We start from the raw sequence: 26,247 nt of genomic DNA, 5'->3' as shown, positions 1-26,247 counted from the left end.
ACACCCCACACCCCTCCGCATCCGGCATAGAAGCATAGGTTTATGTAATTGTCAACCTAGATTTGCGAACTTTTTTGTCGAAACCGGATCTTAAACTTTAAAAATAGGCATGATGGGAATAGTTGGGATCGAGGGGGTGGAAAGACGGATAAACTGGTATCTTTGTACTTACACATACTTGGCGATATCAGGAATTCACGCTACTCTAGGTATCGGGTTCTTTACATTTTGTTACTTAACATCCGTAAAAAAACCTGGTTCATCTACCTTATTTTCTCAAAAAAGAATCTTAAAAAAGTGTTAAGGTTTTATACTTGATCAGTGTTGTCAGGAGGAACATTGTGTTTAAACGACTTGCAGAACAGCATCGCCAACTAGTCAAAGACTTGGTCATGGATTTACAGGCCTTAGCGATCGCACTAGAAAATCAAGGTTATCTAGCATCTTGCTACACCTGTGGCGGTCAAATGAACAGCGCATCTTTTATGGTGGGATTGGGTGAAACCCATCTAATTCGGTTTCTCGTGTCCGATTACGGCATCACCTGGACAGAAATGCGCGATGATCGAGAGTTAATGAAACTCGAAGGTGCAGAAGCCATCAGCCAACTACAGGAATTAGCCAATCTGATTAAATATCAAATTTCGCCGGCGGAATTTATTGACAAAAAACCCTCCTCCGTGCTGCAACGGTTAGAGACGGTTTAACCCCAGATGTGACCTAGACCTGTATGTTTAGCGAACTTTTTCCCTAACCTTTCAGCCAACTGTTAGCTAGATAGGCCATTCGTTTCATCTCTTTTCGTCCCCGGGAGACGGAATCGAGGATCATGCCACAGGTCAAACTTAAAAAGGCTAAAAGCATGATCGAGGCCGATAAAATAGCGGTGGGAAAACGTGGTACTAAGCCGGTTTCGAGGTATTCAAACAGGACGGGGATCGCTAAGAGGAGGGAAATAACCGCCAAAATTAGCGAGACAAGGCTAAAAAAGAGAAAAGGACGAATTTCTTTAAAAAGTAGGATAGCGGTTCCCAATACTCGCCAGCCATCTTGAAAGGTTTTTAACTTACTTTGGGAACCTTCGGGACGTTCCCCGTAGAGGGTTGGTTCTTCGGCGAAGGGAATTTTTAATTCTAAAGCGTGGATAGTTAACTCGGTTTCAATCTCGAAACCATTGGACAAAGCGGGAAAAGATTTGACGAAACGACGAGAAAAGACGCGATAACCGGAGAGCATATCGATTAAACGCGCTCCAAACAGAAATTTCACCAATCCTGTTAAAAATAGATTACCAGCGCGATGACCGGGACGATAAGCCTGGGAGGATTTTGCCGCTTCCCGACGCGCACCGACCACCATATCCAATTGTTCCCCCAACATTCGTTCAATTAAGCGTCGTACTGCCGCAATTTCGTAGGTATCATCACCATCGATGAGAATATAGATATCGGCCTCGATATCGGCAAACATCCGCCGGACAACATTGCCTTTTCCCGGTTGGATTTCCTGACGCACGATCGCCCCCGCTTTGAGGGCCTCGGTCACGGTATCATCGCTAGAGCGGTTGTTATAGACATAAATTGCCGCTTCTGGCAAAAAAGTTTGGAATTGGGAGACAACTTTAGCGATCGTTAGTTGTTCGTTGTGACAGGGAATAATCGCGGCGATACGGTAGTTTTGCAGGGAAATCGGCGGAATAGCAGTCATTTCGATCATGGCTGACGACAATGTTTAATGATGGTTAGGGGGGTGTCCTGGCGTTGGACGGCGTGAACAGTGGGACAATGGGGGAAAGCTTGGAAGTAATCGTATCGGGATAAACCCATCTAATAATCGGGGTCGGCGGCCTTTCCCCAAGCAAAGTCATCGGCATTTTGATTAAGCCATTCCATCCCCTCCTTGAGAGGGCAAGTTTTCCCAGGCTTTCCTATGGCTTGCCGGACTTTTCCGGTTTAACATCCGTCACACGCCAACTGAGTTTTAAATTCATCCAGAAGTTCCAAACGGTAACTATAGCGATCGCTATTAAGTTAGCAATATAGCGATTAATATGTAAGACATTGAAGAAAAAGTTCAAGAGCAGCACGTTGAGGATCAAACCGGCCAAACAAATAAGATTAAATTTAAGAAAACGTTTCAGACGCTGCTGCCACTGATTTTGGCCAGTGGACAAATCGCCAAAAGTCCAGCGATCATTCCAGAGAAAATTATTAATAATAGCTACCTCGGCGGCGATAATCTTACTGCGAGTTACTCCCCAAGCGAGGGTAGTGGGATCGCTGAGGAGATAAAAGATAGCCATATCGACAAATACGCCACTAAACCCGACTAAACTAAAGCGAAGAAAGCGAGCGAGGGGGAATTGCCAACGTCTTTTCAGACGACCGAAACGACCGCGGGAACGCAATTTCAGCAGGTGCAGGATATATTCGATGTATTGTTGCCAGGTGACTTTGCTTTCGCCGTCTTGACGCTCTTGGAAAACGTAACCCACTTCGGCGATCCGGTCGATATTGCCGCGGCCGATAACTTCGAGGAGAATTTTATAGCCCATCGGGTTTAAGATCGGGCCCGCGATCGCTTGTCGATTAACCATGAAATAGCCACTCATCGGATCTGATACCCGTCCCACCACATTAGGCAGAATGACTAATCCCAACAGCTGCGCCCCCCGGGAGAGGAAGCGTCGAGTCAGACTCCATTCGCTGACTCCACCCCCTTCCACATGGCGACTAGCCACGGCGAGATCGGCTCCGGCTCTGGTTTGTTCGAATAATTTTAATAACACTTCCGGGGGGTGCTGTAAATCGGCATCGATGACCCCAAGTATGTCGCCCCGTGCCACTTGCCACCCCCTCACCACTGCCGAGGATAGGCCTTTTTCTCCCTCCCGGCGCAGCACTCGCAGCTGGGGATATTCAGGGATTAAAGATGCGGCGACTTCCCAAGTGCGATCGGGACTATTATCATCGACAACGATCAGTTCGTAATCATGGGCAAGGGCTTCGTCAAGTATTTGACTGAGAATGTTGACTAATTGAACAATATTTTGCCGTTCATTGTAGGTGGGAATGACTAGGGACAGGCTGAGAGGATAATTTTTTTCTTCTTCTAAGTTGCCGTCGTCCGGGGGAGGAGGAGATAAAGGTACCTGTAGATCTCCTGTGGGGGGAGTTAAGAAAAGATGAGACTGCTGTACCTTCATGAAAAATTTGACCTCACTCGCGGTTGATTTAGCTATAGACGCACTGACAACGGCAGAAGATTCTGAATACTTTTGGCCTTTTGGCAATCTACCCTATTGAACCATACCTTTGTCGTCTCTTGGGCGGACACAAGCATTGATTAACCGGTACTATCGGCCATGACTCGTAAACCCAAGACACTGTGGTGTTGATCGGGAAGGCAAAAGGTGCGATTGGCACTGCGTAGGTGCCTAGCTTCATCGCCCCAACTGCCCCCTCGCACTAAACGGGCGGAACGATAACGGGGCTGCAAGCGATTATCCCTGTCTAACCAAGCACTACCATCCAGGGGCGGGGTTCCCTCGTAATTGCGGTGCCAGCTATCGGCGCACCATTCGCCCACGTTGCCGTGCATATCGTAGAGACCGAAATTATTGGGGGCGAAACTGCCCACCGGGGTAGTCCTGGCCAGATAGGCGCTGCTGGGTTCTTCGGCGTAGGGATCATAGACGGCAAAGTAATTGGCCCGCTCGCTGGTGAGGGTTTCCCCGCAGTAAAAGGGGGTGGTTGTACCGGCGCGACAGGCGTATTCCCAGCGTGATTCACTCGCTAGTCGGTAATCTTTGCCGGTGGATCGGGAGAGTCGTTGACAAAATTCGATCGCCTCGTACCAGGAGACTCTCTCAACGGGTAAGTTATCCCCTTGGAAAAAGGAGGGCGCCGGGTTGAGTTCGAGATTAATTTTGGGCAGTTGGGCGATCGCTCGCCATTGTGCTTGGGTGATCGGGTATTTGCTCAGAAAAAAGGCCGCCGTCGTCAGGGAATTTTCTGGTTTTTCACTGCTAGTATGATCGCCTTTTTCCTCATTTTTCGAGCCTCGTAGAAAACTGCCCCCCGGAATAGCCACCATTTCTAGTTCGCTGCCGTTGCCTAGGGGTTCGCGCCAGGAGCGAGCGCTACCCTGACGGCGATCGATAATTTGCCCTCGACGATCAACGGTAACTGTTTCAAAGCTATATTCTGTCCACTGGAGATTTTGCGAATCTACTGGGCGAATTTGCCGCAAAAATTCCTCTATTGCCTCTATACTCTTGGCACTAGCTTGGTTTTCGTCGGCAGAGTAACTGATCCGAGGGGAGAGAAGGGTAGCTAGTCCGGCACTTCCTCCGGCTAGGGCTGCTAATTTCAGCAAACTACGTCGGTTTAAGAGGGGATTAGGGCGATAGTTCATATTTTTAGGAGACTGGTCTGATATTTAGGCATTTCTAATCTTGATAGAAACGACTTTTTACTAAACAATAGGCTCTTTCATCGCCGTCACGACTGGCGGGATCGGAGTTTTCGGTATTACCTACTGTTATATAATCGCAAATTTCCCAGCCAGTTCGCTGTAAAATTCGGCGTAACCCGGCATTAGAAAAGATCCAATAGTTAGTAGAATCATTATTTGCTTCTAGTTCATCGAGTAAATAGGCTAGAGGAATCGGGGAAAGATCGACTCGATGAGCGGCATTACTCACCGCATTAAACTTAGTGATGCGGGTGCTAATTAGGCAATAATTGGCAGATTTCGCTAGGGTTTCGAGGGCATAGTAGGGATTTTTGAGATGGTATAAAATTCCTAAGAAGATGACTAAACTATAGCTTTTTTCGGGAAGGAGAAACTGGGAATCTAAGTTAACATCATGAATCTCCACAGAGGAAGAAAGAGCAGTTTTGAGCAGTTTAACTCCTTGCATAAGATTAAAGTTAGTAGGAGCGTAGTCCATTACCTGCACTTTGCAGCCCAAAGATTCCAGAAAAAACGCCAGATCGCCATCGGCACAACCAATATCAACAATCGGTTTGTCCGAGATTAATTCCAGTAGAAAACGGTTTTTACCCGTTAATAGTAATTCGAGAATCTCGAAGCAGGTTAAAGTGTTGTAAGGATACCAGCCAAAATTGTCGGGAGCGAGTTTTTCTTTTTCGGCATCTAATTGGACTCGAAACTGGCGGGCCTTATTTTTGATCACGCTAATATCGAGAAGTTTGGGACTAATTTCTTGCAGTTCGGGAATGGTTAAAGATAACTGACCTAATCTTTCATAAAGAGCGTTTTTTTCCCGAATCATTTCTTGTTTTTCTTGATTCAAACTCTTCAGATGATCTTTGAGGGAATCTCGTTCTTCAATTAAAGTCTCTCGTTCATCAACTAAGCGAGGATATTTCCAGAACTTAAGATATTTCTTGATTTTCATCTATCAATAGGGGGGAATTAATTTTACTAAGTTAGTCTAGGGGGTGTCTGGCTGTTCGATATTTTTACCAAAACTACTCTTATCATACCATTGATCGGAATCATTTGTCAATATATTTACCAAAAAAAATTGAGGTTTAAAGTCAGCTTATTATTGGCTTTTATGAATATTAAGCTGAGAATTTTTGCTGATAATTGATTTTGAATAATTATAGATTCTGGGTAACTTCCTTAGAGAACAATTGACCTTCTGACTCCTCTAATTATACCGGGGACTAATGATTAGTTTCGATAATTTTAAAATATTTGGGAAAATCTCGACAATGGGGACAGTATTCAATCAAAACAGTGGTGGGATTATGACAGGAAAGCTGCCGTTCAAGAAAATGAAAGTCTAAGGAAGCATAGATAAAGTAAACCGTATTTCTATCGATTTGATTTATTTGACAAATTTGTCTTTCTTGCAGGAATTTTAAGAGTTGATCTTGTTTTAAAAAGTGATAGGATAAATCTTGAAAGTTTCCATAACGGATCAATCGTGGTGATTTGTTTTCGGTGGCTAAAATATTTATCCAGAGGAGAGTTTGCTGCAGGGTAAAGGTGAATCCTAATAAAATAATTAGTGATAGGTATAGGTAACGAACTTGATAGGTAATATATTGACTGCGGACGACTAGGGGAAAAGCAATCAGAAAAAGATAACCCGGAATAATATAATAGCGATCGGAGTTACCCGGTGCTAGGGAAACAAACAATAAACAGAATAGGGGATATAAATAGAAAAATACCTCCGTTTGTAAGTTATTAGTACTGTTATTATTGATTAGCTTCTGTAACCCCCGCAGGATAAAAATACTTATGAGAGCTATCCAAGTAATTTCTAACCATTGTTTTTCTAAGACAGTTAACAGGGTGGAGGAGAGTCTTTCGATGACGATAATTCCTGAGATAGTGCCAAGAAAACTTTGGGAATGAATAGTCAGGAAGTTTCTCAATAAAAATATTGATAGCAGTAGGAGAAAAACACCAGCTAACCAAGAAAATATTTGCTTAAACCGTGGTGGCAAGGATAAAATCTGGCTAATTTGTTGCTGCGTTCTGATAAAAACTTTACTAAAAAGAGCGAGAACTGCTAGGCTAATTATCAATAAAATATATCGATATGCTTGAAAAATTTCATCACTAATTAAAGGTTTAGTTACATAAATTATAGAAACGACTGTCAGGGATAAAAAAGATAAATAGAAAAGCTGGATCGTGGTTTTATTAAAATAACGTAGGTGCAGACTTAGAGCCGCCACAGTTAAACCGAGGGATTCAAAGATAAAGATAAAATGATTGATAACTCCCAGGAAAGTTATGAAAAGGAAAAGAAAGATATCGAGTCCAGTAAATTCATGATTTTTAAAGTACTTGAGAAGAAGCTTAAATTTAAGGGAAAGAAAGAATACTTGTAAAGCGAATACTTCCCAGGCTATTCTAGGAAAAAGCAGTAAAGAAGAACAAGATAGTAGTAAAAATAAGAAAAGAATACTCGTCTTTTGATCCACATATTTATTCAGGCTATAAACGACGATAATAAAACCTAATAGGTTAAGGAAAACCCCCAGTAATCGCAGGGAAAAAACTTTGATGCCTAGCAAGCGAAATGTTAGGGAAATTAACCAGCTATAGAAAGAGCTAGTATAGGTGTTTAGTCCGTGGAGCGATCGAGTTCCGTGGTGGAGGATTTCCCTGGCATTCAGTCCAAACCAAGCCTCATCTCCGTGCAATCCGGGGAAAGAGGAGAGGTTGACCGTCATGACAGAAATTATATAGATTAAAATTAGAAAACTTAGGTAAATTGGCAAGATTTTAACTTTTTTCATGATCGAAGTTATCCCGCTTACATAATTAAATTTTTTTCTCTGCTTTTTAGACTTATTTTTGACAAATTTAGCAAGTTTGCCTAAGGATATATTATCCTACTCGCCAGCTTCTTTGAGATACTGATTGATATGATAATTCGGGTTAACTTGACAAGAGTTCGAGCGCCTGTAAACGCAAGTTCCGTTAAAGCATTTCTCCCGTTGATAATCTCCGACCGCGGCAGTGTCTTGGTTAAATAATAGATAATTAAAATAAGGTTGTAGTTCCTCGAAATTTTGGTTATCTTTAAGGAAATAAATCGGTACATCTTGGTGTAAGTAGGCGTATCCCCCCGTGTACTGCCACGCCAATCCTTTTACTCCTAAACCGCACAGTTTTTTCTCGCTACTTAAATACTGATAGGCTTGTAATTGTCCGCCGTGGGTTTGCCAGTGAGTATAGCCCGGTTTTTGCCAAGGCGGTCCGAAATTAAAAGTCTGGTCCGTATTAAAACGCCCCGCCAACAACCAAGAGAGAAAAGCCCAAAGAAGTAAACTACTAAAAATAACGATAGTTTTGCCGGCGAGGGAACCTCGCATTAACGATAAACGTGAGACGAGAGTGGCAGTCCCCAAACCAGCGAGAATAATAATTAGTGGTAAGGCGGGGAAAATAAAACGATATTCTTTGTGACCTAAAAAGCTGTGAGAGAGGATAATAACTAGGGCTAGAAGGGCGAGAATCCAGTGACGACGAGCAGCGATTACAGAGAAGAAGAGGATCGGAAACAGCCACCAAGACCAATTGAGGGCTAACCAAGTAAAATATTGCTGCCAGGGGGATACGCCAAAACTATTAAATTTTCCTTCAAAAATATTAATCCAGATCAGTTTCCAAATCGATTGGAAGGGGGTGGACAAAGTGAAAGCGTCTAAAGCACCCCCCAGCAAAACCGGACCGATAAAACCGAGGGCAAGGGGCAGTAATTGTGGAAAGTTTTTTTGTCTAACTTGATAAATGAGGGCGATGGCGATGGCCGGCAGTAAATGAAATCGAAGATAGGTGGTCAATCCGTAGAAAAACCCCGTCCAATACAGTCGCTGACGAGAGGGGGGATTTTTGCCGTAACATCCTAAATAAACGCCCACCAGCAGGGAATAAGCGGCAATAACTTCGGTGAAGGCTTTCGGGGCAAAATAAATAAATTCAAACCAAATCGCACAAATACCGCCGGTTAGGATAGCGCCGGCCAAACCGATGCTTTCGTAGGCGATCGAGAATCCGATCCAAACGGGGATTAAAGATAGTAAACTGAGGAAAATCTTGACGCTGGCCAGATAGCCACTGGAGCCCTCGGAAAAACCAGCAGTTAGCTTCATAATCCCGCCAAGAATGCCCGGAAATAACCAAGAACGAATCCCGTCCCGAAACTCCCAAGGTATCATCCCATGGCCAAAAGCTAGTCGATGACCCTGTTCTAAGGTCTGAAAAATTTCATCCGGCCAGAGAATATTAGGATAAGAGAAAGCGGCATTTAGACGTAGGAAAAGGGCAAAAATAAGGATTAATAACAACCAAACTCTAGAATAATTTAACTGACGAATCATGTTTACAACCAAGGACAAGATGTTTGCTTTAGGGGAAAATATCGGGATTTTTAACGGGGTAATTGTTGTTACTCGGCTATCAAGCTAATGTTTTTTAGCATATTGCTGATGGTAATGTCAATCTCTTAAGTGGTAGTTTAGCAGGGAGAAACTGGGGAACTTTTCTGCCAGAAATGAGTCCCTTGTCTGGAGTTGGCTATAAAGATGAGTTTGCCATTTGATACCCCTGAGAATTTACGAAGGAGAAATTATCAAGGTTAAATCATCTCGATAATCAGGTGTTTAATCGATCTGGGTTTGTTAAAAAATTTAACCGTCAAACCGTGATACAATAGCACGGGTTCACCCAAAAAAATAAATAGCGAGCTAATTTCAGAATAATGATGCAACGAGATTTTCTATTTAAGCATTTTGAAAAGTTTGATTACCGTCTATTTCTGGGTTTTTTAATTACTGGATTAGGTTTTATCTTAAGATATTATCAGTACGATTCCTTGCCTCCCTATAACTGGACTCAAGATGAATTTGCTTTTGCTTGGAGTGGCATGAGTTTGATTCAAGAGGGAGTTCCTACCAGTTGGTCTTTCCTCAGTCCCACGGATGATTTTCTGGTGACAGTTTGGGAAAAAACTGCCGTTCGTTATCGTTTTGTTACCCCTTGGTTCGATCATCCTCCCTTGTTTGGATTAATTGTGGGTATGACGGCTATTTTATCGGGAGCAAAGGAATTTTTTGACTGTAGTTTAACAGTAATTAGGATTCCTTCTTTAGTTTTTGGTACTCTCTCTATTTTCTTACTTTATTTATTAGCTTTACGTTTGACTAATACCAGTGTGGCGATTATAACTTCTTTAATTTTTGCCACTAACCCCAATACGGTTTTTTTATCTCGTTTAGCAGTTAGTGAAAATTTATTATTATGTCTAAGTTTAGCGGTAGCACTTTTATTCTTTCAGTACGGTGAAAAGTCTCAAAAAAAGTATCTATATTTGGCTATATTTTTAGGGGGTTTAGCACCTTTAGTTAAGGTGACAGGATTATATATTCTAGCTTCTCTAGTCGCTTTACTGTTATTACAAAAAAATTGGCGAGATAGCTTAATCGCTTCTCTGACGGCAGTTTTATCCTTTGGTTTGTATTACCTTTACGGTTGGTTTTATGATTTTAGTTGGTTTTTAACTACTGTTCAAGAACATAAAAATCGCTTTACGGATTTTGCTATGTTAAAAAATCTAGTTTTACCCACAGTTTTTTTTGAGGATGGTTGGTTAATTTTTAGTTGGATCACTCTCCTGTTAGTGTCCAGATTTCCTTTGAAAATATCTAAAATACGATTAGTAATTTTTCCTATATTAATCTATACAATTCTTCTCACCTTTTCTGGTGCTCAAAGTCATTACTATGCTTGGTATGTAATTCCTTACTATGGATTTCTCTTTCTGGTGCTTGGTATATTCTTAGACGATTTTCGTAAAAACTCTGATTTTATCACTGCTGCCACTATCTTTAGTTTTCTTGTCGTTTGGTCGGTGAATTTAAATATTAAGGATTGGGTTTTGAGTTCCCCTTACGGTAGATATTACTTTATTATCGGAACGGCAATTATTTTAGGGGGATTTTTCTTGAATGATTTAACCGAGAAAAAATCGAAAATTTTAACTAATTTTGTTAAAATAATCATGCTTATTGTCTTGGGGGGATTGTTACTAGGTAATCTTAGTCTCATCCTTAACTATAAATTGCCAAGTTAAGCTAGTAAAACTAAACAAATAAATCTTGAACTTTTAATTATGACAACTCTGAAACTTTTTCCACTTTCTCATCCCTTATTTTGGGCAATTATCTACTTTATTGCTTTAGGAATTATCTCGGTTATCTTAGGTCAAGATGTTAGTTGGGATTTACGCAATTATCATTTCTATAATCCCTATATGTTATTGACAGGAAGGTTTAAGTATGATGTCCTACCCGCACAGATACAAACTTTTTTTAACCCCCTGATTGATGTTCCCTTCTTTGTCGCTATTTATTATCTGAAACTGCCTCCAATTGTCGTCGGGTTTTTAATGGGAGGATTTCACGGGTTAAATCAATGGTTAGTTCACCTAATTACCTATCATTCCCTCGATAAAGTTTCCGAAAGATACAAGATAACTCTAAGCATAGCGGCAGCGATTACCAGTATTTTTGGGGCAGCCTATATCTCGGAGTTAGGAACCAGTATTGGTGATAATACCACCAGTGTTTTCGTTCTGGTAGGATTATTTTTTATAGTTAGTAGTTTAGGGAAAAATCTGCCAATTCCCTCTAAAAATATTCTTTTAGCTGGACTCTTATTAGGATTGGCAACGGGATTAAAATTAACTAATGCTTTATATAGTATTAGCTTGTTGGTAGCCATTAATTTTTTACCTAATTCTTGGTCAGAAAAGTTACGCAATTTAATTCTATCAATTCTCTCAATGGCCCTGGGGGTTAGTCTCACTGCTGGTTATTGGATTATCCTAATGTGGACAAAGTTTGCTAATCCTCTTTTTCCCTTCTATAATAAAATCTTTCAATCTCCTTATATTGAAACCGACTACAATTTTAAAGGGATACAATATTTACCTAAAGATATCTGGCAATGGTTGTTTTATCCTGTTTATTTTATCCAGAGACAAACTCTTGTCTCTGAGGTTCCTTTCCAAGATAGCCGATTAGCCATCACCTATTTATTGATAATTTTACTAATAGTAGTAATTATTTTTCGTGCTATTTCTAAGCGCAATCTATCCTCTGAACCTGACTTAACTCATGGTGCAGTTTTAGGGTTTTTACTGCCTTTTTCTCTGACTGCTTACTCTATTTGGTTAGTGGGATTTTCTATCTATCGTTATCTGATGCCATTAGAATTAATCACTCCCACTTTAATTATTTTGATTATTGCCTATCTTTATCCTCGCAGAAAACCATTATTAATCATAAATTTGCTAATATTTTCCTTAATTGTCACTATGGTTAAACCGATGGATTGGTGGAGAATGGGATGGTCAGATAGTTATTTTGGTATCGATAGTCAAGCATTAAAACCCTACGAAAATTCCACGATTGTTATCTGGGGAGATGAAGGAACATCTTTTATCGTTCCTTATTTTCCCGCTTCGACTCGTTTTGTAAGACTCAAAGGCAATACTGGAGTCAGTGAGGGAACTTTAATGCGAAAAAATGCCGAGACATTTATTGCTAATACTCCCCCAGAATCTCTCTACATTCTCCAGACAGACTTTAATAAAAAATCCCCTGATATAGTGGAGGATTTAGCCAAGGAAAATCTCGTTATTGACTTCCAAAGTTGTCAACCCTTTCCCACCAAAATCGAAAACTTTAATCTCTGTCGTCTCCAGAAAAAGTAATTCTCACGGAAAAGCTATTCTCTAACCATTGTTAATTACCAGTGACTCCTACATTTTATCTGTAATGATTTATCTATTGACGGTTAACTACAATTGCGCGGAATTAATTAAGCGTTTAATCGCTTCCCTCAACGATAACTTATCTGCTACTCTCATCATTGTTAACAATTCCACTGAAGATAAAAATATCCAATCTTTAGCAGCGCAAAGAGTCAAGATTATTGAAGCGGGGGAAAATTTAGGATTTGGGAAAGGATGTAATCTAGGACTTGATTGGATTTATCAACAAGATAGAGAAGCTATTGTTTGGTTAGTTAATCCCGATGCTTACTTATTACCGGACTCTCTGGAGAAAGCAAGCAAATTTTTTCAGCAATATCCCGAAGTTGCCATCGCTGGTACAGAAATTTACGAACCGGATGGTAAAATCTGGTTTGGTTGGGGAAAATTCAATGCCAAAATCGGCACAATTAACGTAGTAGAGGAATCCTTAGACTATGGAGATAAACCCTATCTTATTCCCGACTGGGTGACGGGATGCAGTTTATTAATTAACTTCTCTAATTTTTCCACTTGTCCCCATTTTGATCCCGATTACTTTCTCTACTACGAAGACTTTGATTTTTCCCGAAGATACGCAAATCAAGGCTATTTAGTCGTTGTTACCAATCAGATTAAAATCATTCATGAACCATCTTCTATCACCCGTCGCTATGGTTATCTAAGACTAACTCATAATATCTACAGCTATCTTCTCAGTCTCGAAAAACATACGACTTTAACTATCCTTGTTTATCGCTTGCTGCGGATGAGTTTTATGTCTTTACTGATCCTTGCAATTAAACCCAAATTCTCCCTAGCCAAGTTACAGGGAATTCAACTCTATTGTCAAAGAATTATCACTAAACCGCGTCTAGAACGTAGGTTGGGTTGAAGCATGAAACCCAACGCCCGCATAGTTTACGCTACCGCTAACCCATCCTACAAATAATTGTGCCTCCCTACTTAGGTTGAAACCCGTAGTTTTTCTTGACGGGGTGCGGATTTGCCTTGTGCTTTGCCTCTTGCCTCATTTCAACAAGCAATTTAAAGGCGCAGGCAGCTTATCTAGCTGATGACTTGAAATATTACAAAAATTTTACAAGTTGCGTTAAAATCACCCCTAGCGATGAAACGCAGCACTTTTGTAATTGTTGAAACCGAGATTAATATGCTAAATAGGTCAATTACGGCCGAGAAAACCGAGGAATTCGCTCCTGCTGACCTGCTAGACCTGCTAGACTGCACCGATAGCTTTGTTAACCGTCATATTGGGCCGACGGAGACGGAAATCGAGAAAATGCTGGCGGTTTTGGGTGTTGCTACCGTTGAGGAATTAATCGCTAAAACTGTCCCCGCAGCAATTCGTTTACAAAAAAGCCTTAATCTAGCACCTGCCTTGAGTGAATACGCCGCTCTTGCCCAATTAAAAGCTATTGCCTCCAAAAATCAGGTATTTCGCTCCTTTATCGGCATGGGCTACCATGACTGTATCACCCCGCCGGTAATTCTCCGCAACATCTTAGAAAATCCGGGTTGGTACACCGCCTATACTCCCTATCAAGCGGAAATCGCCCAAGGACGCTTAGAAGCTCTCCTAAACTTCCAAACTCTCATCACTAGCTTAACCGGTCTGGAAATTGCTAACGCTTCCCTCCTCGATGAAGGAACAGCAGCTGCGGAAGCGATGAGTATGAGTTATGGACTGTGTAAAACTAAAGCCAATGCTTTCTTTATCTCTAGTAGTTGCCATCCCCAAACGATCGAAGTTGTTAAAACCAGAGCGATTCCTTTAGGTATTGACATTATTATCGATGATCATCGTCTCTTTGACTTTCAAACGCCGATTTTTGGCGCATTATTACAATATCCAGCCACCGATGGCGTAATTTATGACTATCGGGAATTTATCGCCAAAGCGCAGGAAAATGGGGCTTTAGTCACCGTTGCCGCCGATATTCTCAGTTTAGCCCTGTTGACTCCCCCCGGCGAATTGGGGGCTGATATTGCCGTGGGTAGCAGTCAACGCTTTGGGGTTCCCTTGGGTTATGGGGGTCCCCATGCCGCTTATTTTGCCACCAAAGATGCCTATAAACGCAGCATTCCGGGGCGCATTGTCGGGGTATCGAAGGATAGTCAGGGTAAACCCGCACTGCGTTTAGCTTTGCAAACCAGGGAACAACATATCCGCCGGGATAAAGCCACCAGTAATATTTGTACCGCACAGGTGTTACTAGCGGTGATTGCTTCCATGTACGCGGTCTATCACGGACCGGAAGGAATCAAGAAAATCGCCCAAAGAGTGCAGAAATTAACCGCTTTATTGGCAAATGGTTTAAAAAAGTTGGGTTATCAAGTGGGGAAAGAACCGTACTTCGATACGCTCAAAGTTACGGTATCCACGGGAGTTAAGGATATCTTCGCCAAGGCAAAAACCCATAAGATTAATCTGCGTTATTTTGATGAGAATAATCTAGGAATTAGTCTCGATGAAACCACCAGTCTCAGGGATGTGTGGGATTTATGGCAAATTTTTGCCCCCACCGAGGAATTACCCTTTACCGCGGCGGAATTAGTCGAGAAAATTAGTCTAGAATTACCCGCTAATTTAACCCGTACCAGTGCCTATCTTACCGAACCGGTGTTCAATCGTTACCACTCGGAAACGGAATTACTCAGATATCTGCACCGTCTGGAAACAAAGGATTTAGCCTTAAATACTTCCATGATTCCCCTCGGTTCCTGTACGATGAAACTCAATGCCGTAGCGGAGATGATTCCGGTAACTTGGGCAGAATTCGGCAAATTACACCCTTTTGCCCCGATTGACCAAGCAGAAGGCTATCAACTGCTCTTTCAACAGTTAGAGACTTGGTTAGGGGAAATTACCGGGTTTGATGGCATTTCTCTACAACCGAACGCCGGTTCCCAGGGAGAGTATGCCGGTTTACAGGTGATCCGAGCCTACCATGAAAGTCGCGGTCAAGGTCATCGTCAGATTTGCTTAATTCCTGAGTCCGCTCACGGGACTAATCCTGCCAGCGCCGTTATGTGTGGTATGAAAGTAGTGGCGGTTAATTGCGATTCTCGGGGCAATATTGATATTGATGACCTGAAAACTAAGGCCCAGAAGCATCAGGATAATCTAGCGGCTTTGATGGTAACGTATCCTTCCACTCACGGCGTTTTTGAACAGGGAATTAGCGAAATTTGCGCCTTGATTCATCAATACGGTGGTCAAGTCTATATGGATGGTGCGAATATGAATGCTCAGGTGGGTTTATGTCGTCCGGCGGATTTTGGTGCTGATGTCTGTCACTTGAATCTTCATAAAACTTTCTGTATTCCCCACGGTGGTGGCGGACCGGGTATGGGACCAATCGGAGTAAAATCCCATTTAGTGCCTTTTCTGCCCGATGTTTCCCTGGTTTTGGCGAAATTATCCCCAGAAACCGCTAACGGTAAGCATCAGGACTCGATTGGCGCAATTTCGGCCGCGCCTTGGGGTAGTGCCAGCATTTTGGTGATTTCTTGGATGTATATCGCTATGATGGGGGCAGCAGGCTTGAAAAAAGCGACAGAAGTGGCAATTTTGAACGCTAATTATATGGCTTTTCGTCTGGAGTCGGCCTATCCGGTTTTATTTAAGGGTAGCGCGGGAACGGTTGCCCACGAGTGCGTGATTGATTTACGTCCCCTGAAAAAACAGGCCGGCATCGAGGTGGAAGATGTGGCAAAACGCTTGATGGATTTCGGTTTCCACGCACCGACGGTTTCTTGGCCCGTGGCGGGTACAATGATGGTGGAACCCACGGAAAGCGAATCTTTGGGGGAATTAGACCGTTTTTGTGAAGCTTTGTTAACTATCTATCAAGAAGTACAAGCGATCGCTAATGGTAGCATGGATATCCACGATAATCCCTTAAAAAATGCCCCCCACACAGCCGCAGTTTTAACTGCTGATGATTGGAATCGTCCCTATTCCCGTCAACAGGCAGCTTACCCGCTTTCTTGGCTACAAGATTATAAATTCTGGCCGGTAGTGGGACGGGTTGATAATGCCTACGGGGACAGAAATCTGGTTTGTTCCTGTGAGGGTATGGACGCTTATAAGTAATCGTAATTCCTTGATAATATTAGTGGGGTAGTTGCAAATTACCCCGCTTTTTTCTGGTTTTTCGGAACTTGGCCTCTAAAATTAACTAGGAGCTGCTGAAAAACTTTTTCCTGGGGTTAGCAGTCGGGAGTCACTGATAATTGCTGATTGTCGGTATTTTTGCCAATGTGATCTGCACCCAATTAACAATTAACCTCACTACTACTTCGTCACCAAAAACCAACCGGAATCCGTGGATCTGATCGCCTTTAATCCTTCTAAATCAGTAGCTTCTTTGGTTTGACGATCGATAATTAGGTAAGGTTGCTTGTGACTTTGCCAGTGATTGATTAATTCTTCGGCAGCAAGGGGAAAAACCCGACGACCACTATAAAAATTTAACGAGGGGCGCTCGTAGGCAAAAGCAATATAAACAGGGCGATCGGCTGGCACATATTTCTGCACTAAACTCGCCACCGGTTTGACGGGAAAATTCTCATTTAATTCCCATATCCACAGGGGAGAATTGACAAAAATAAACAAAGAAACCAACATTCCCCAGAGTAAAACCACGATGAATTGTTCCGAGCGCCGGGCTAACAAAATCGCCGTTGTCACCATGGTCAGGGAAAGTGACAATAAGGTTAACAGAATCAAAGGATGGACAGGTTCGATCGGGGCAAAATTACCAGGAAAATAGGCCATTAAAGCTAATAAACCCGCCCCAAGGCCGATAATACCCAAAATAATTGACCAGATCGGATTATAGGGGCGATCGATGGGAAGATTACCCAGCTGCGCCAAGGCATAACCGGCCGCTAAAGCCAAGGCCGGATAGATCGGCAGAATATACCAAGGTAACTTAGTCGCCATTACCGAAACCACCAGCAGATAAACACCCGTCCAAACTAACAGTAACTTCGCCCAACTGTAGAGATATTCCTGACGGGCTAAACGTAAACCCCAAACCGAGAAAATTAACCAGGGCCAACTATATTTAAGAATTTCCAGCAGATAATACCAAAACGGGCCGCGATGATTGTCCAGATCGTCACTAACTCGCTTTAACTGTTGAACAAAAAGGGAATCGAGAAACTCCCGCTCGTAGTGCCAAAATTGGGCGCTATACCAGGCAAAAGCGGGAGTTGCTCCCAATAACCAACCCGACCAAAAATAGGCAGAAGTTAATAACCGAGGAGTATCCCAGAGCAGAAAAATCAAGCCGATACCCGCCAATAATAGCCCCATAATCCCCTTAGTCAGACAAAGGAGGGCAAATCCTAACCCCGCCCCCAGAGACCAGCGTAAATCGCGCCGTGAGCGCAGTAAACAAACAAACATCAGCATTTCAAAACACAATACCGCTCCATCCAACATGGCTAAACGGCCATGGCGCACCACCGGCAAAAAAGTTAAATAGATCAAGGCCGATAGTAAAGCTGGCAAACGAGCCGGAAAAATTTCTCGACCGAGAAGATAAAGAAGCGGCACCGATAAAGCTGTAAAAAAAGCGGGAATTAGTCTAGTATTGGCCTCATTGATGCCCCAGAAATGGTAGGTTAGACCAATTAAACTATGAATCAATGGCGGTTTATTCAGGTAGGGATCACCCCAAAGACTGGGAAATAACCAGCGCAATTGTTCCAGTGGGGTTTGGCTAATTTCCTTGGCCACCTGAGCAATGGTCGCTTCATCCCAATCCCGCAAGGGTAAATTACCTAATCCCACTAGATAAATAATTAAGGCCGCTATTAATAATCCCAGTAAACACAGAAATTCTTTAAAATTTTCTCTCTGACGCAATTTATAACTAGAATATCCCCAAGTAAATTTTTGACGGTTCATAAGCTAGGTCAGTTATCAGTTATCAGTAAACAGTTATCAGTAAACAGTTATCACTGGACTTATATCTAATATTATCTCAAGAATAAAATTTTGTCTATACAAGCAAATTACCCAAATGAAAATGATTTTAATGTCCCCATATTTTTTCGGTTAAATTGAATTAGCAACGACAGATAAGTAGGGAGGCACAATTATTTGTAGGATGGGTTAGCGGTAGCGTAACATAATCGGGCGTTGGGTTTCATGCTTCAACCCAACCTACGTTCATCTTATATTTAATTACACCCACCTACTTATATATTTCAACATCGAACTACTCATTAGTACAGAGCAGCAAAGCAAGCTCTAATTGAGTTATAATTTTTGGATATGTCTAATGAACTGAAAACTCACATCTGATAACTGATAACTGATAACTGATAACTGATAACTGATTTTAATGTCCCCAGATTTTTCAGTTAAATTGAATTAGCAATGACACATATATATCAGCCTAGAACTACTCATTAGTACAAAACATCAAAGCAAGCTCTGATTGAGTTATAATTTTTGGATATGTCTAATGAACTGAAAACTCACATCTGAAAACTCACATATGATAATTGATAACTGATCACTGATAACTGATCACTGATAACTGATCACTGATAACTGATAACTGTTTATGTATTGGTATAATGGCGAATTAATCGAGAATGAGCGAATAAGTCTGGATATTAATGATATTGGGCTGCTTTATGGAGCGACAATATTTACTACCCTGCGTGTCTATCAACAAAGCTTAGATCATCCCCTGACCCATTGGCAAGAACATCTCAAACGTCTGCACTCTAGTTTACAAGTTTTTCAATGGCCCGATCCCGATTGGCAGCGAATTCGCCAAGGAGCCGAAGAATTATCCCTATTGTATCCTGTCCTGAGAATTACAATTTTTCCCGATGGCAGGGAGTGGATTAAAGGCAGATTTCTCCCCGAAGATTTAAACCTTAGACAAGAGCGGGGAATTATTGGATGGGTAATAGATAATCCCGCTTGGCAACGCGTTTTAGGAGAACATAAAACTGGTAATTATTTAACCCCTTGGTTAGCGTCACAAACTGCTCAAAAAAAAGGAGCAAAAGAAGCGATATTAGTTGATCGAGTCGGGAATTGGTTAGAAACTAGCACGGGTAATTTATGGGGATGGAAAGATAATTGCTGGTACAGTCCCCTGCTGACTGCTGATATTTTGCCCGGAATCGGGCGCTCGGCTTTGATCGGCTGGTTAAAAAAACACAATATTTCCCTGCAAGAAAATCTCTGGACTCCTGAATTTGTCAGGACTTTACAAGCGATCGCCTATAGTAATTCTCTGGTGGAAATTATCCCTTTTAATTCTATTCTTGGCTGGGATATAGAGATAAATACAGCCATTTATCGGCAAGTTTTACCGGATTTACAGCAATATTTTTCCAGTCAATTATAGAATAAATAGGGTTTGCTGAATAAATCTAAAAACCTTATCCAACAAGGTTTTTAGACTTTTTTTCCCTCAAAAAGTGCCGACCATGGGAGTGATTGGGGGGAAAATTCAGGGACTTTTTCCCTGAAAATTAGGTAATTTACCACCTGAAAATGGGTAAAACCCTACACCCTACACCCCACACCCCACACCCTACCCCCACGAAAAACTTTTTGCCGCAAACCCTAAATAAGGGTGTGTTACTAGAGGCTAACACACCTAAAATCTGGAAATAATACCGCTCAAGCTTTAAAATTCTCGCTCGGAATTAGCCTCACTATCGCGTTTAGAACCGAGTAAATCTAGTTGATCGACGAGAATCACCGGTTTAGAGCGAGCTAATCCCGTATTTTTATCATTCCAGGTATCCATTTTTAAAGACCCTTTAATCCCGATTAAACCGCCTTTTTTTACATAATTAGCGGCCACTTCCGCCGTTTTACCCCAAATTTCCAGATCGAACCAATCCGGCTGATCGCTATTTTTCGAGCGACGATTAACCGCTAAAGTTAAAGTACATAAAACCTTACCCGACTCGAAATACTTGGTTTCTGGGTCTCTCCCCGCTCGTCCCACCAAATGAACCAGATTTACACTCATGGTCTTAAATCCTCAATTTAGTACAATAGTATGTTCATTTTAGCCCGAAACCTTAGCCTTGACCGGTGGCTAGGGAGAAAATTAGGGGCAGGATTTGCGTCAATCTGGAGAGAAAGAAGCGATAATTAACTAGACTTGAGAAACAAAACGTAATAAAATCCAAGTCGATTCGATCGAAAGTCTAGCTATAGCAACGTTGTTATCAGAACAGGAGTGAAAACAAGTGGCGGGTTTTTTTAGAAGACTAGGCTTATCAAGGGACATAGGTATAGACTTGGGTACAGCAAACACCCTCGTTTATGTGTCAGGGAAAGGCATCGTTTTACAGGAGCCATCGGTAGTGGCGATCGATCAAGATCGTAACCTGGTCGCTGTCGGGGAGGAGGCCAAAAAAATGCTCGGTCGCACTCCGGGCCATGTCACCGCGCTGCGACCCCTGCGCGATGGGGTAATCGCCGATTTTTACAGTTGCGAGATCATGTTAGCGGAATTCATCAAAGGAGCGCTCGATGGCACGATTGGCAATCCCCGCATGGTAATCGGTGTTCCCAGTGGCATTACCGGCGTAGAAAGACGTGCGGTGGTGGACGCGGCCAAAAATGCCGGCTCGCGAGAAGTGGGGTTAATTGATGAACCGGTTGCTGCGGCCTTGGGCGCCGGTTTACCCGTCTCGGAAGCGACGGGAAATATGATCATCGATATCGGTGGTGGCACGACGGAAGTGGCGATTCTCAGTCTCGATGGGACCGTGATCAGCGAATCCGTCCGTGTGGCCGGGGATGAACTCACGGAAGCAATTATCGCTTATCTAAAAAAAGTCCATAACCTGATTATCGGGGAACGTACAGCCGAAGATATTAAAATTCACCTTGGTTCCGCTTATCCCTCCCCCGAAGATGAATTTCCTCCTCTGGAAGTGCGGGGATTGCATCTTATGTCCGGTTTACCCCGCACCGTGACCATCAAAGCGGAAGAAGTGCGGGAAAGTATGGATGAGCCACTTTCCGTGATCGTTGATGCGATCAAACGTACCCTAGAAAAAACTCCCCCCGAATTAGCGGCCGATATTATCGATCGCGGGATCATGTTAGCGGGAGGAGGTGCTTTATTACGGGGACTCGATCGCCTAGTCAGTCACGAAACCGGTATCGTTACCCATGTCGCTGAAGAGCCCAAGCTCTGTGTTGTCAAAGGCACGGGAGAAGTGTTAAAAAATCAGAAACTCTTTGAGCGGATCGTTAATGAAACAACTCGCAATGTCTAAAGGTCACTAGGATCGGTTAGCGGAAAAATGGACGGATTCTCACTCTACACAGCCAAGAGGTTTTAAATCGCTCATGTATTCAGCACGACGAAAATGGACACAGCAGGGATGGCGACTTTTTCTGCTCGCTGCCGCTTTGGGGGTAGCTTGGTACATTCGCACCTATCAAAGTGGGGCGATTTTAGAATTGTATGGTTTATTAACCCGCCCTTTTCAGGGAGAGGAAACTAATCTGCAAGAGCAACTTCTGGCCGATCAACGGGTGCGAGAATTACAAAATCGTTTAAGTGAAGTCGAATATCAAAATCAACAATTAAAAAAACAGCTTGGTTATTATCAAACCCAGAAAAAACCCCTGATTTCTGCCCCAATTATTGGCCGCAGCGCTGATGATTGGTGGCAACAGGTAATTATTGGTCGGGGTAGCACCGATGGTGTGCCAGTGGGTGCTTCGGTGACGGGAATTGGTGGTTTAGTGGGACGGATTACGGAAGTTACCCCCCACACCAGCAAAGTTTTATTGGTCAGTAATTCCCAAAGTCGCATCGGAGCAACGGTGAATCGTAGTCGGGCCATGGGTTTAATTCAAGGTCAGAATTCCCAAGTCGCCACCCTGCGCTTTTTTGAAAAAGCTCCCGATGTCAAACCGGGAGATGTGGTGACAACTTCGGCTTTTAGTAGTCTTTTTTCGCCGGGTTTGCCCATCGGTCGCATAATTTCCCTTAATTTACAGGAAAATCCCGCCCCCACCGCCAAAATTGAATTTACCGCCACCGTGGACAATCTCGAATGGGTGTTCGTTCACCCGCAACCCCAGCAGTGAGAGGGGGAATTATGCTGAAATTAAGCCGTTTATCAGCCCGTTCTCGTTTTATCCTGAATATTTTAGTCACTATCGCTTCGATGCTTCTCTGTACCTTTCTTTCCTTAATGCGGCTGCCCGGTATGGAGATTTTAGGCATCGCTCCCAATTGGTTACTGATTTGGTTGGTTAGTTGGAGTCTCAATCGCTCTTGTCTCGATAGTGTGGTGGCCGGATTAGCGCTCGGTGCTATTCAAGATAGTCTTACCTCTAATTATCCTTCCCATATCATGGTTTTTGGTCTGATCGGCTTCCTCACTTCCTGTTTACACCGACAACGTTATGTTAAAGAAGAATTGATCGCCGTGGTCTTAATTGTCTTTGTTATGACTTTAATCGCCGATGGTGCGATCGCTTTTCAATACTATCTACAAGGAGGCAAAAATCTCGCTGATCTTTGGATGGATTATCAACGCATTGCCCTCACTTCTGCTCTGCTTAGTAGTCTCTGGACTCCCCTCGTCTATTATCCTCTCCAGCAATGGTGGCGACAATTTAGCGATCTTTAAAGAGTCAGCTTTTCAGTTATCAGTTATCAGTTATCAGTTATCAGTGATCAGATTTGAGTTTTCAGTTCACTGTGTGGAAACGAGGTCTATACTGATAGTTTCTTCCGCCGCTCGACTGAGCATCGCCGAACGTCAAAATAGCACTAAAAGTCTTGCCCGATAAGCATTTCACGATTCCATAAGCAAAAATTATCACACAAAGTCGAGAAGAGTCCAGATTTGAGTTTTCAGTTCACTGATTACTGATTACTGATTACTGTTCACTGATTACTCACCCTCACCCGCTCAACTAACATGAAATACAAACAAAAACTTAGTCAATTTTTTCATAATCTTGCTAATAAATTAGAAAATTCCCAGCAACCCACTAAAGTCGATCCTATCGACTCCAAATCTGCGCCCGTTGCCGAGGAAAAGCCAGTAGAAGCCACTTCTGAAGAAAAAAAGGTTAATTTAGTCTCCCGAACCAGTAGCAAGGCTCTAGAGACATTTAAACCCGTAAAAAACAAATTTACCACCCTGATCGACAATTCCCCCCTACCGCAATGGCGACAACATCCCCGCTTTGGGTTGTACTTGGGATTGGGATTAGGCGTAACTGGGGGCATTTTGGGGGTAGGTTGGGGCATTTATCGCCTTGAAACCTCTCTACCGCAAAATATCGCCGATATACAAACCTATGCTCGTCCAGGCACCATAACTATTCAAGCCGCTAATGGGGAAATCCTCAAGCAAAATGGCCCTAGTACCTACGAAACCGTGAAAATTGCTCAAGTTCCCCCACTGGTACAGGAGGCCTTTATCGCTAGTGAAGACCGCCGTTTTCGCGAACACGGGGGAGTGGATGGCCAGGGTATTGCTCGCGCTCTCTTTTCTAACCTGAGAGCCGGGGGAGTGGTAGAGGGAGGCAGCACCATCACCCAGCAATTGGCCCGGATTGTCTTTTTATCCCAAGAAAGGAGTTTTGATCGCAAATTACGCGAAATGCGTATCGCTCAGAAAATAGAAGATAAATATACAAAAGACCAGATTTTAGAGCGTTATTTTCACCTAGTTTATCTCGGTTCCGGGGCCTACGGTCTGGCCGATGCCGCTTGGTTATATTTCAGTAAACCCGTCGATAAATTAACTCTAGCCGAAGCTGCCACCCTTGCCGGGATTGTTCCCGCTCCTAGTCTCTATTCTCCCCTCGAAAACCCTAAATCTGCCCTAGAACGGCGTAATATCGTCCTCAAAACTATGTCCGAGGTGGGATTTATTACTGCTGCTCAGGCAAAACTGGCGATCGCATCTCCCCTAGGCCTTAAAACCAGTCCCCTAAAACGTCTGCAACGGCAAGCGGCCTATTTTACCGATTATGTGGAAAAAGAACTGCCGCAACTGGTTCCCGCTAAAACCCTAGAAGCGGGGGGATTGGTGGTAAAAACTACCCTTAATCCTCGTTGGCAAAGCGAAGCGGAGGAAGTGGTAGAAAGAGCGGTTTCTCGTTATGGCCAGTGGCAGAACTTCCAACAGGCGGCTTTAGTGGCAATTGACCCCAAAAATGGACAAATTAAGGCTATGGTTGGAGGAATTGACCACGAGAAGAATCAATTCAATCGGGTGACACAGGCAAAACGTCAGCCGGGATCTACTTTTAAACCTTTTGTCTATGCGGCGGCGATTGCGGCGGGGAAATCCCCCTATTCTAGTTATAAAGATGCCCAGTATGTGGTGGATGGTTATAAACCGGAAAACTACGGCGATAAGTATAGCGGCCGCCAGGTGTCCATGCGCGATGCTTTGACTTCTTCCCTGAATGTGGTGGCAGTTCAGGTGTTAGTGGCTGTGGGTTGGAATCCGGTGATTAAATTAGCTCAAGATATGGGTATCCAGTCGAAACTTTTACCCACTTATTCTTTGGCTTTGGGTGCTTCGGAAGTCAATCTTTTAGAATTGACCAGCGCCTACGGAACCTTTGCTAATAATGGTGTGCATCAACCAGTTTACGGTATTAATCAGGTACTCGATCGCAATGGTAAAGTAATTTATCAAGCCAATTTTAAACCGAAAACTGCTCTCAATCAAAACACGGCAGCGACGATGACTTGGATGCTAGAGGATGTGGTTAATTCGGGAACGGGAACCCCCGCACAAATTGGTCGTCCGGTGGCAGGAAAAACCGGCACTTCTGACAAGGCTCGCGACCTTTGGTTCGTCGGTTATATTCCCCAATTAGTCACGGGAATTTGGCTCGGTAATGACAATAATAAACCCACCAATGGAGCCAGTACCATGTCCGCTTGGATGTGGCGACAATTTATGTTAGGAGCAATTAAGGATATTCCCTATCAAGGTTTCCCAGAACCGAATTTAGGCAAACGTCCAGTGACATTAAAAGCGGAACCAATTAAACCCCGACGTACCTACTTTACCCAAACTATTAATAATCGTTTAGCCAGCAGCGATGAGGGTTCCCCCAGCGAAGGACCCATCCGCAGACGGCGACGGGTTCGGGTAAGTCGCGAGCAAACTATCGTTCGTTCTAATACTAGCGAACCGAGCCAACGCCGTTCTAGTCGTCGGCGTACTACCGTCGCTCCTACCAGCGCCGCTGCTCCTCGTCCTGAAAATACGGCCCCCGCAGCAGCTGAACCGATTACCGTTCCCGTCACTGTGGCAGCTCCCGACACTCGTTCGGTTCCCCTACAGGTAACTCCTCCCACCGATGTGGCTCCTCCTGCACCCCCGGCAGAAAGACGCTGAATCGGCACGACAACCCTCGCAGGATTTGCGGGGGTTACAGAGGATACTTTATCTCTGCTGATTTCTGAAAGCCTTGTAAATCAAGAGTAAAAATATAGTTGCACACGGGGTTAAATCCGTTGAGTATAGGCTACATATCAGGAGAGACAGTCATGCAAGGGGAGTGACTCTTAAATTATTACAGATGCGTCAGCAGCCGTCCCCCAACGGGTAGGGTTGATTCATTTAAATTAAGTACAGCGGATTTTGAGTCAATAAATTTGAATGAAAATTCTCAAGTTTATCTTTTTCTAATCAAAAGAGTTAGTGACAATAACTAATCTTTAATCTTCTGCCAATATTTATTATGAATAGATTGATAAAGCCTGTTCCCAAGCCACTAAAAGCCTATCTCTCTTGAAATTTTCTGAGAGTACATCCTGTTAATTTAGCTAATTTTTCTGCTTCTTACGTCGATAAAACTATCAGTTTTTCCCAACGTTCAGCTAACCACCTCTGTCCCTCTGTTATTG

General features: G+C 43.1%; 18 protein-coding genes and 1 pseudogene. 10 read left to right on the top strand and 9 right to left on the bottom strand.

All coding sequences use genetic code 11. The features are described from left to right. The first annotated feature begins 341 nt into the window (after nt 1-341). Complete coding sequence (locus H6F92_RS19155; protein WP_002801757.1) at nt 342-707, top strand: DUF1815 family protein; 366 nt, start codon at nt 342-344, stop codon at nt 705-707. 43 nt (nt 708-750) lie between these two features. Here H6F92_RS19155 and H6F92_RS19150 read toward each other — a convergent pair whose 3' ends face one another. The 7 genes and pseudogenes from H6F92_RS19150 to H6F92_RS19125 form a co-directional block, all read right to left on the bottom strand. Continuing rightward, entirely contained in the window at nt 751-1,716 is a 966-nt protein-coding gene (locus H6F92_RS19150; RefSeq protein WP_190359111.1) for a glycosyltransferase family 2 protein, read from the bottom strand. Continuing rightward, nucleotides 1,713-1,904: pseudogene (locus H6F92_RS27100) on the bottom strand (hypothetical protein); the annotation flags it as partial. The gene H6F92_RS19150 and the pseudogene H6F92_RS27100, both read right to left, overlap by 4 nt. Before the next feature lie 23 nt (nt 1,905-1,927). Further along, on the bottom strand, nt 1,928-3,205 hold the full coding sequence (locus tag H6F92_RS19145; RefSeq protein WP_190359110.1) for a glycosyltransferase: 1,278 nt from the start codon (nt 3,203-3,205) through the stop codon (nt 1,928-1,930). Nucleotides 3,206-3,345: 140 nt separating this feature from the next. Continuing rightward, a complete protein-coding gene (locus H6F92_RS19140) occupies nt 3,346-4,416 on the bottom strand; it encodes a formylglycine-generating enzyme family protein (protein WP_190359109.1) in 1,071 nt (356 codons plus the stop codon). Between the two features lie 34 nt (nt 4,417-4,450). Next, on the bottom strand, nt 4,451-5,425 hold the full coding sequence (locus H6F92_RS19135) for a methyltransferase domain-containing protein (RefSeq protein ID WP_190359108.1): 975 nt from the start codon (nt 5,423-5,425) through the stop codon (nt 4,451-4,453). Between the two features lie 274 nt (nt 5,426-5,699). Then, the gene (locus H6F92_RS19130; protein ID WP_190359125.1) at nt 5,700-7,292 is read right to left on the bottom strand and encodes a hypothetical protein; all 1,593 of its coding nucleotides are present in this window, start codon (nt 7,290-7,292) and stop codon (nt 5,700-5,702) included. A gap of 96 nt (nt 7,293-7,388) precedes the next feature. Then, on the bottom strand, nt 7,389-8,879 hold the full coding sequence (locus H6F92_RS19125; RefSeq protein WP_190359107.1) for a glycosyltransferase family protein: 1,491 nt from the start codon (nt 8,877-8,879) through the stop codon (nt 7,389-7,391). Nucleotides 8,880-9,259: 380 nt separating this feature from the next. Between H6F92_RS19125 and H6F92_RS19120 the strand changes: the two genes are divergently transcribed. From H6F92_RS19120 to gcvP, 4 genes are all read left to right on the top strand, one after another. Next, nucleotides 9,260-10,630 (top strand): ArnT family glycosyltransferase, encoded by a 1,371-nt coding sequence (locus tag H6F92_RS19120; RefSeq protein WP_190359106.1) that lies wholly within the window; start codon nt 9,260-9,262, stop codon nt 10,628-10,630. A gap of 39 nt (nt 10,631-10,669) precedes the next feature. Further along, nucleotides 10,670-12,274, top strand: a complete 1,605-nt coding sequence (locus tag H6F92_RS19115) for a glycosyltransferase 87 family protein (protein WP_190359105.1) — start codon at nt 10,670-10,672, stop codon at nt 12,272-12,274. 64 nt (nt 12,275-12,338) lie between these two features. Beyond that, entirely contained in the window at nt 12,339-13,208 is an 870-nt protein-coding gene (locus tag H6F92_RS19110; protein ID WP_190359104.1) for a glycosyltransferase, read from the top strand. Between the two features lie 234 nt (nt 13,209-13,442). After that, complete coding sequence (gene gcvP, locus H6F92_RS19105) at nt 13,443-16,430, top strand: aminomethyl-transferring glycine dehydrogenase (RefSeq protein ID WP_190359103.1); 2,988 nt, start codon at nt 13,443-13,445, stop codon at nt 16,428-16,430. 201 nt (nt 16,431-16,631) lie between these two features. On the opposite strand, the gene H6F92_RS19100 is transcribed toward gcvP, so the two are convergent. Then, on the bottom strand, nt 16,632-18,254 hold the full coding sequence (locus H6F92_RS19100; RefSeq protein ID WP_190359102.1) for an ArnT family glycosyltransferase: 1,623 nt from the start codon (nt 18,252-18,254) through the stop codon (nt 16,632-16,634). 664 nt (nt 18,255-18,918) lie between these two features. Here H6F92_RS19100 and H6F92_RS19095 point away from each other — a divergent pair. Next, nucleotides 18,919-19,719 carry an aminotransferase class IV gene (locus tag H6F92_RS19095; RefSeq protein ID WP_190359101.1) on the top strand — a complete coding sequence of 267 codons (801 nt, stop codon included), beginning with the start codon at nt 18,919-18,921 and terminating at the stop codon, nt 19,717-19,719. 285 nt (nt 19,720-20,004) lie between these two features. Here H6F92_RS19095 and H6F92_RS19090 read toward each other — a convergent pair whose 3' ends face one another. Continuing rightward, a complete protein-coding gene (locus H6F92_RS19090) occupies nt 20,005-20,355 on the bottom strand; it encodes a single-stranded DNA-binding protein (protein ID WP_002731888.1) in 351 nt (116 codons plus the stop codon). Nucleotides 20,356-20,578: 223 nt separating this feature from the next. Here H6F92_RS19090 and H6F92_RS19085 point away from each other — a divergent pair, with 223 nt between their 5' ends. From H6F92_RS19085 to H6F92_RS19070, 4 genes are all read left to right on the top strand, one after another. Continuing rightward, nucleotides 20,579-21,619 carry a rod shape-determining protein gene (locus H6F92_RS19085; protein WP_190359100.1) on the top strand — a complete coding sequence of 347 codons (1,041 nt, stop codon included), beginning with the start codon at nt 20,579-20,581 and terminating at the stop codon, nt 21,617-21,619. A 73-nt stretch (nt 21,620-21,692) separates the two neighbouring features. Next, nucleotides 21,693-22,442: a rod shape-determining protein MreC gene (gene mreC, locus H6F92_RS19080; protein WP_190359099.1), complete on the top strand. Its 750-nt coding sequence runs from the start codon at nt 21,693-21,695 to the stop codon at nt 22,440-22,442. After that, nucleotides 22,409-22,990: a rod shape-determining protein MreD gene (mreD, locus tag H6F92_RS19075; protein WP_190359098.1), complete on the top strand. Its 582-nt coding sequence runs from the start codon at nt 22,409-22,411 to the stop codon at nt 22,988-22,990. Before mreC ends, mreD begins: the two co-directional genes overlap by 34 nt. 294 nt (nt 22,991-23,284) lie before the next feature. Beyond that, nucleotides 23,285-25,735, top strand: coding sequence for a transglycosylase domain-containing protein (locus H6F92_RS19070; RefSeq protein WP_190359097.1), 2,451 nt, complete (start codon nt 23,285-23,287; stop codon nt 25,733-25,735). Nucleotides 25,736-26,247: the final 512 nt, after the last annotated feature.

Source organism: Microcystis wesenbergii FACHB-1317, from assembly GCF_014696875.1.
Classification (GTDB): Bacteria; Cyanobacteriota; Cyanobacteriia; order Cyanobacteriales; family Microcystaceae; genus Microcystis; species Microcystis wesenbergii_A.
The sequence above is the reverse complement of the archived record's forward strand: the minus strand, read 5'-3'. Positions and strand labels throughout refer to the sequence as shown.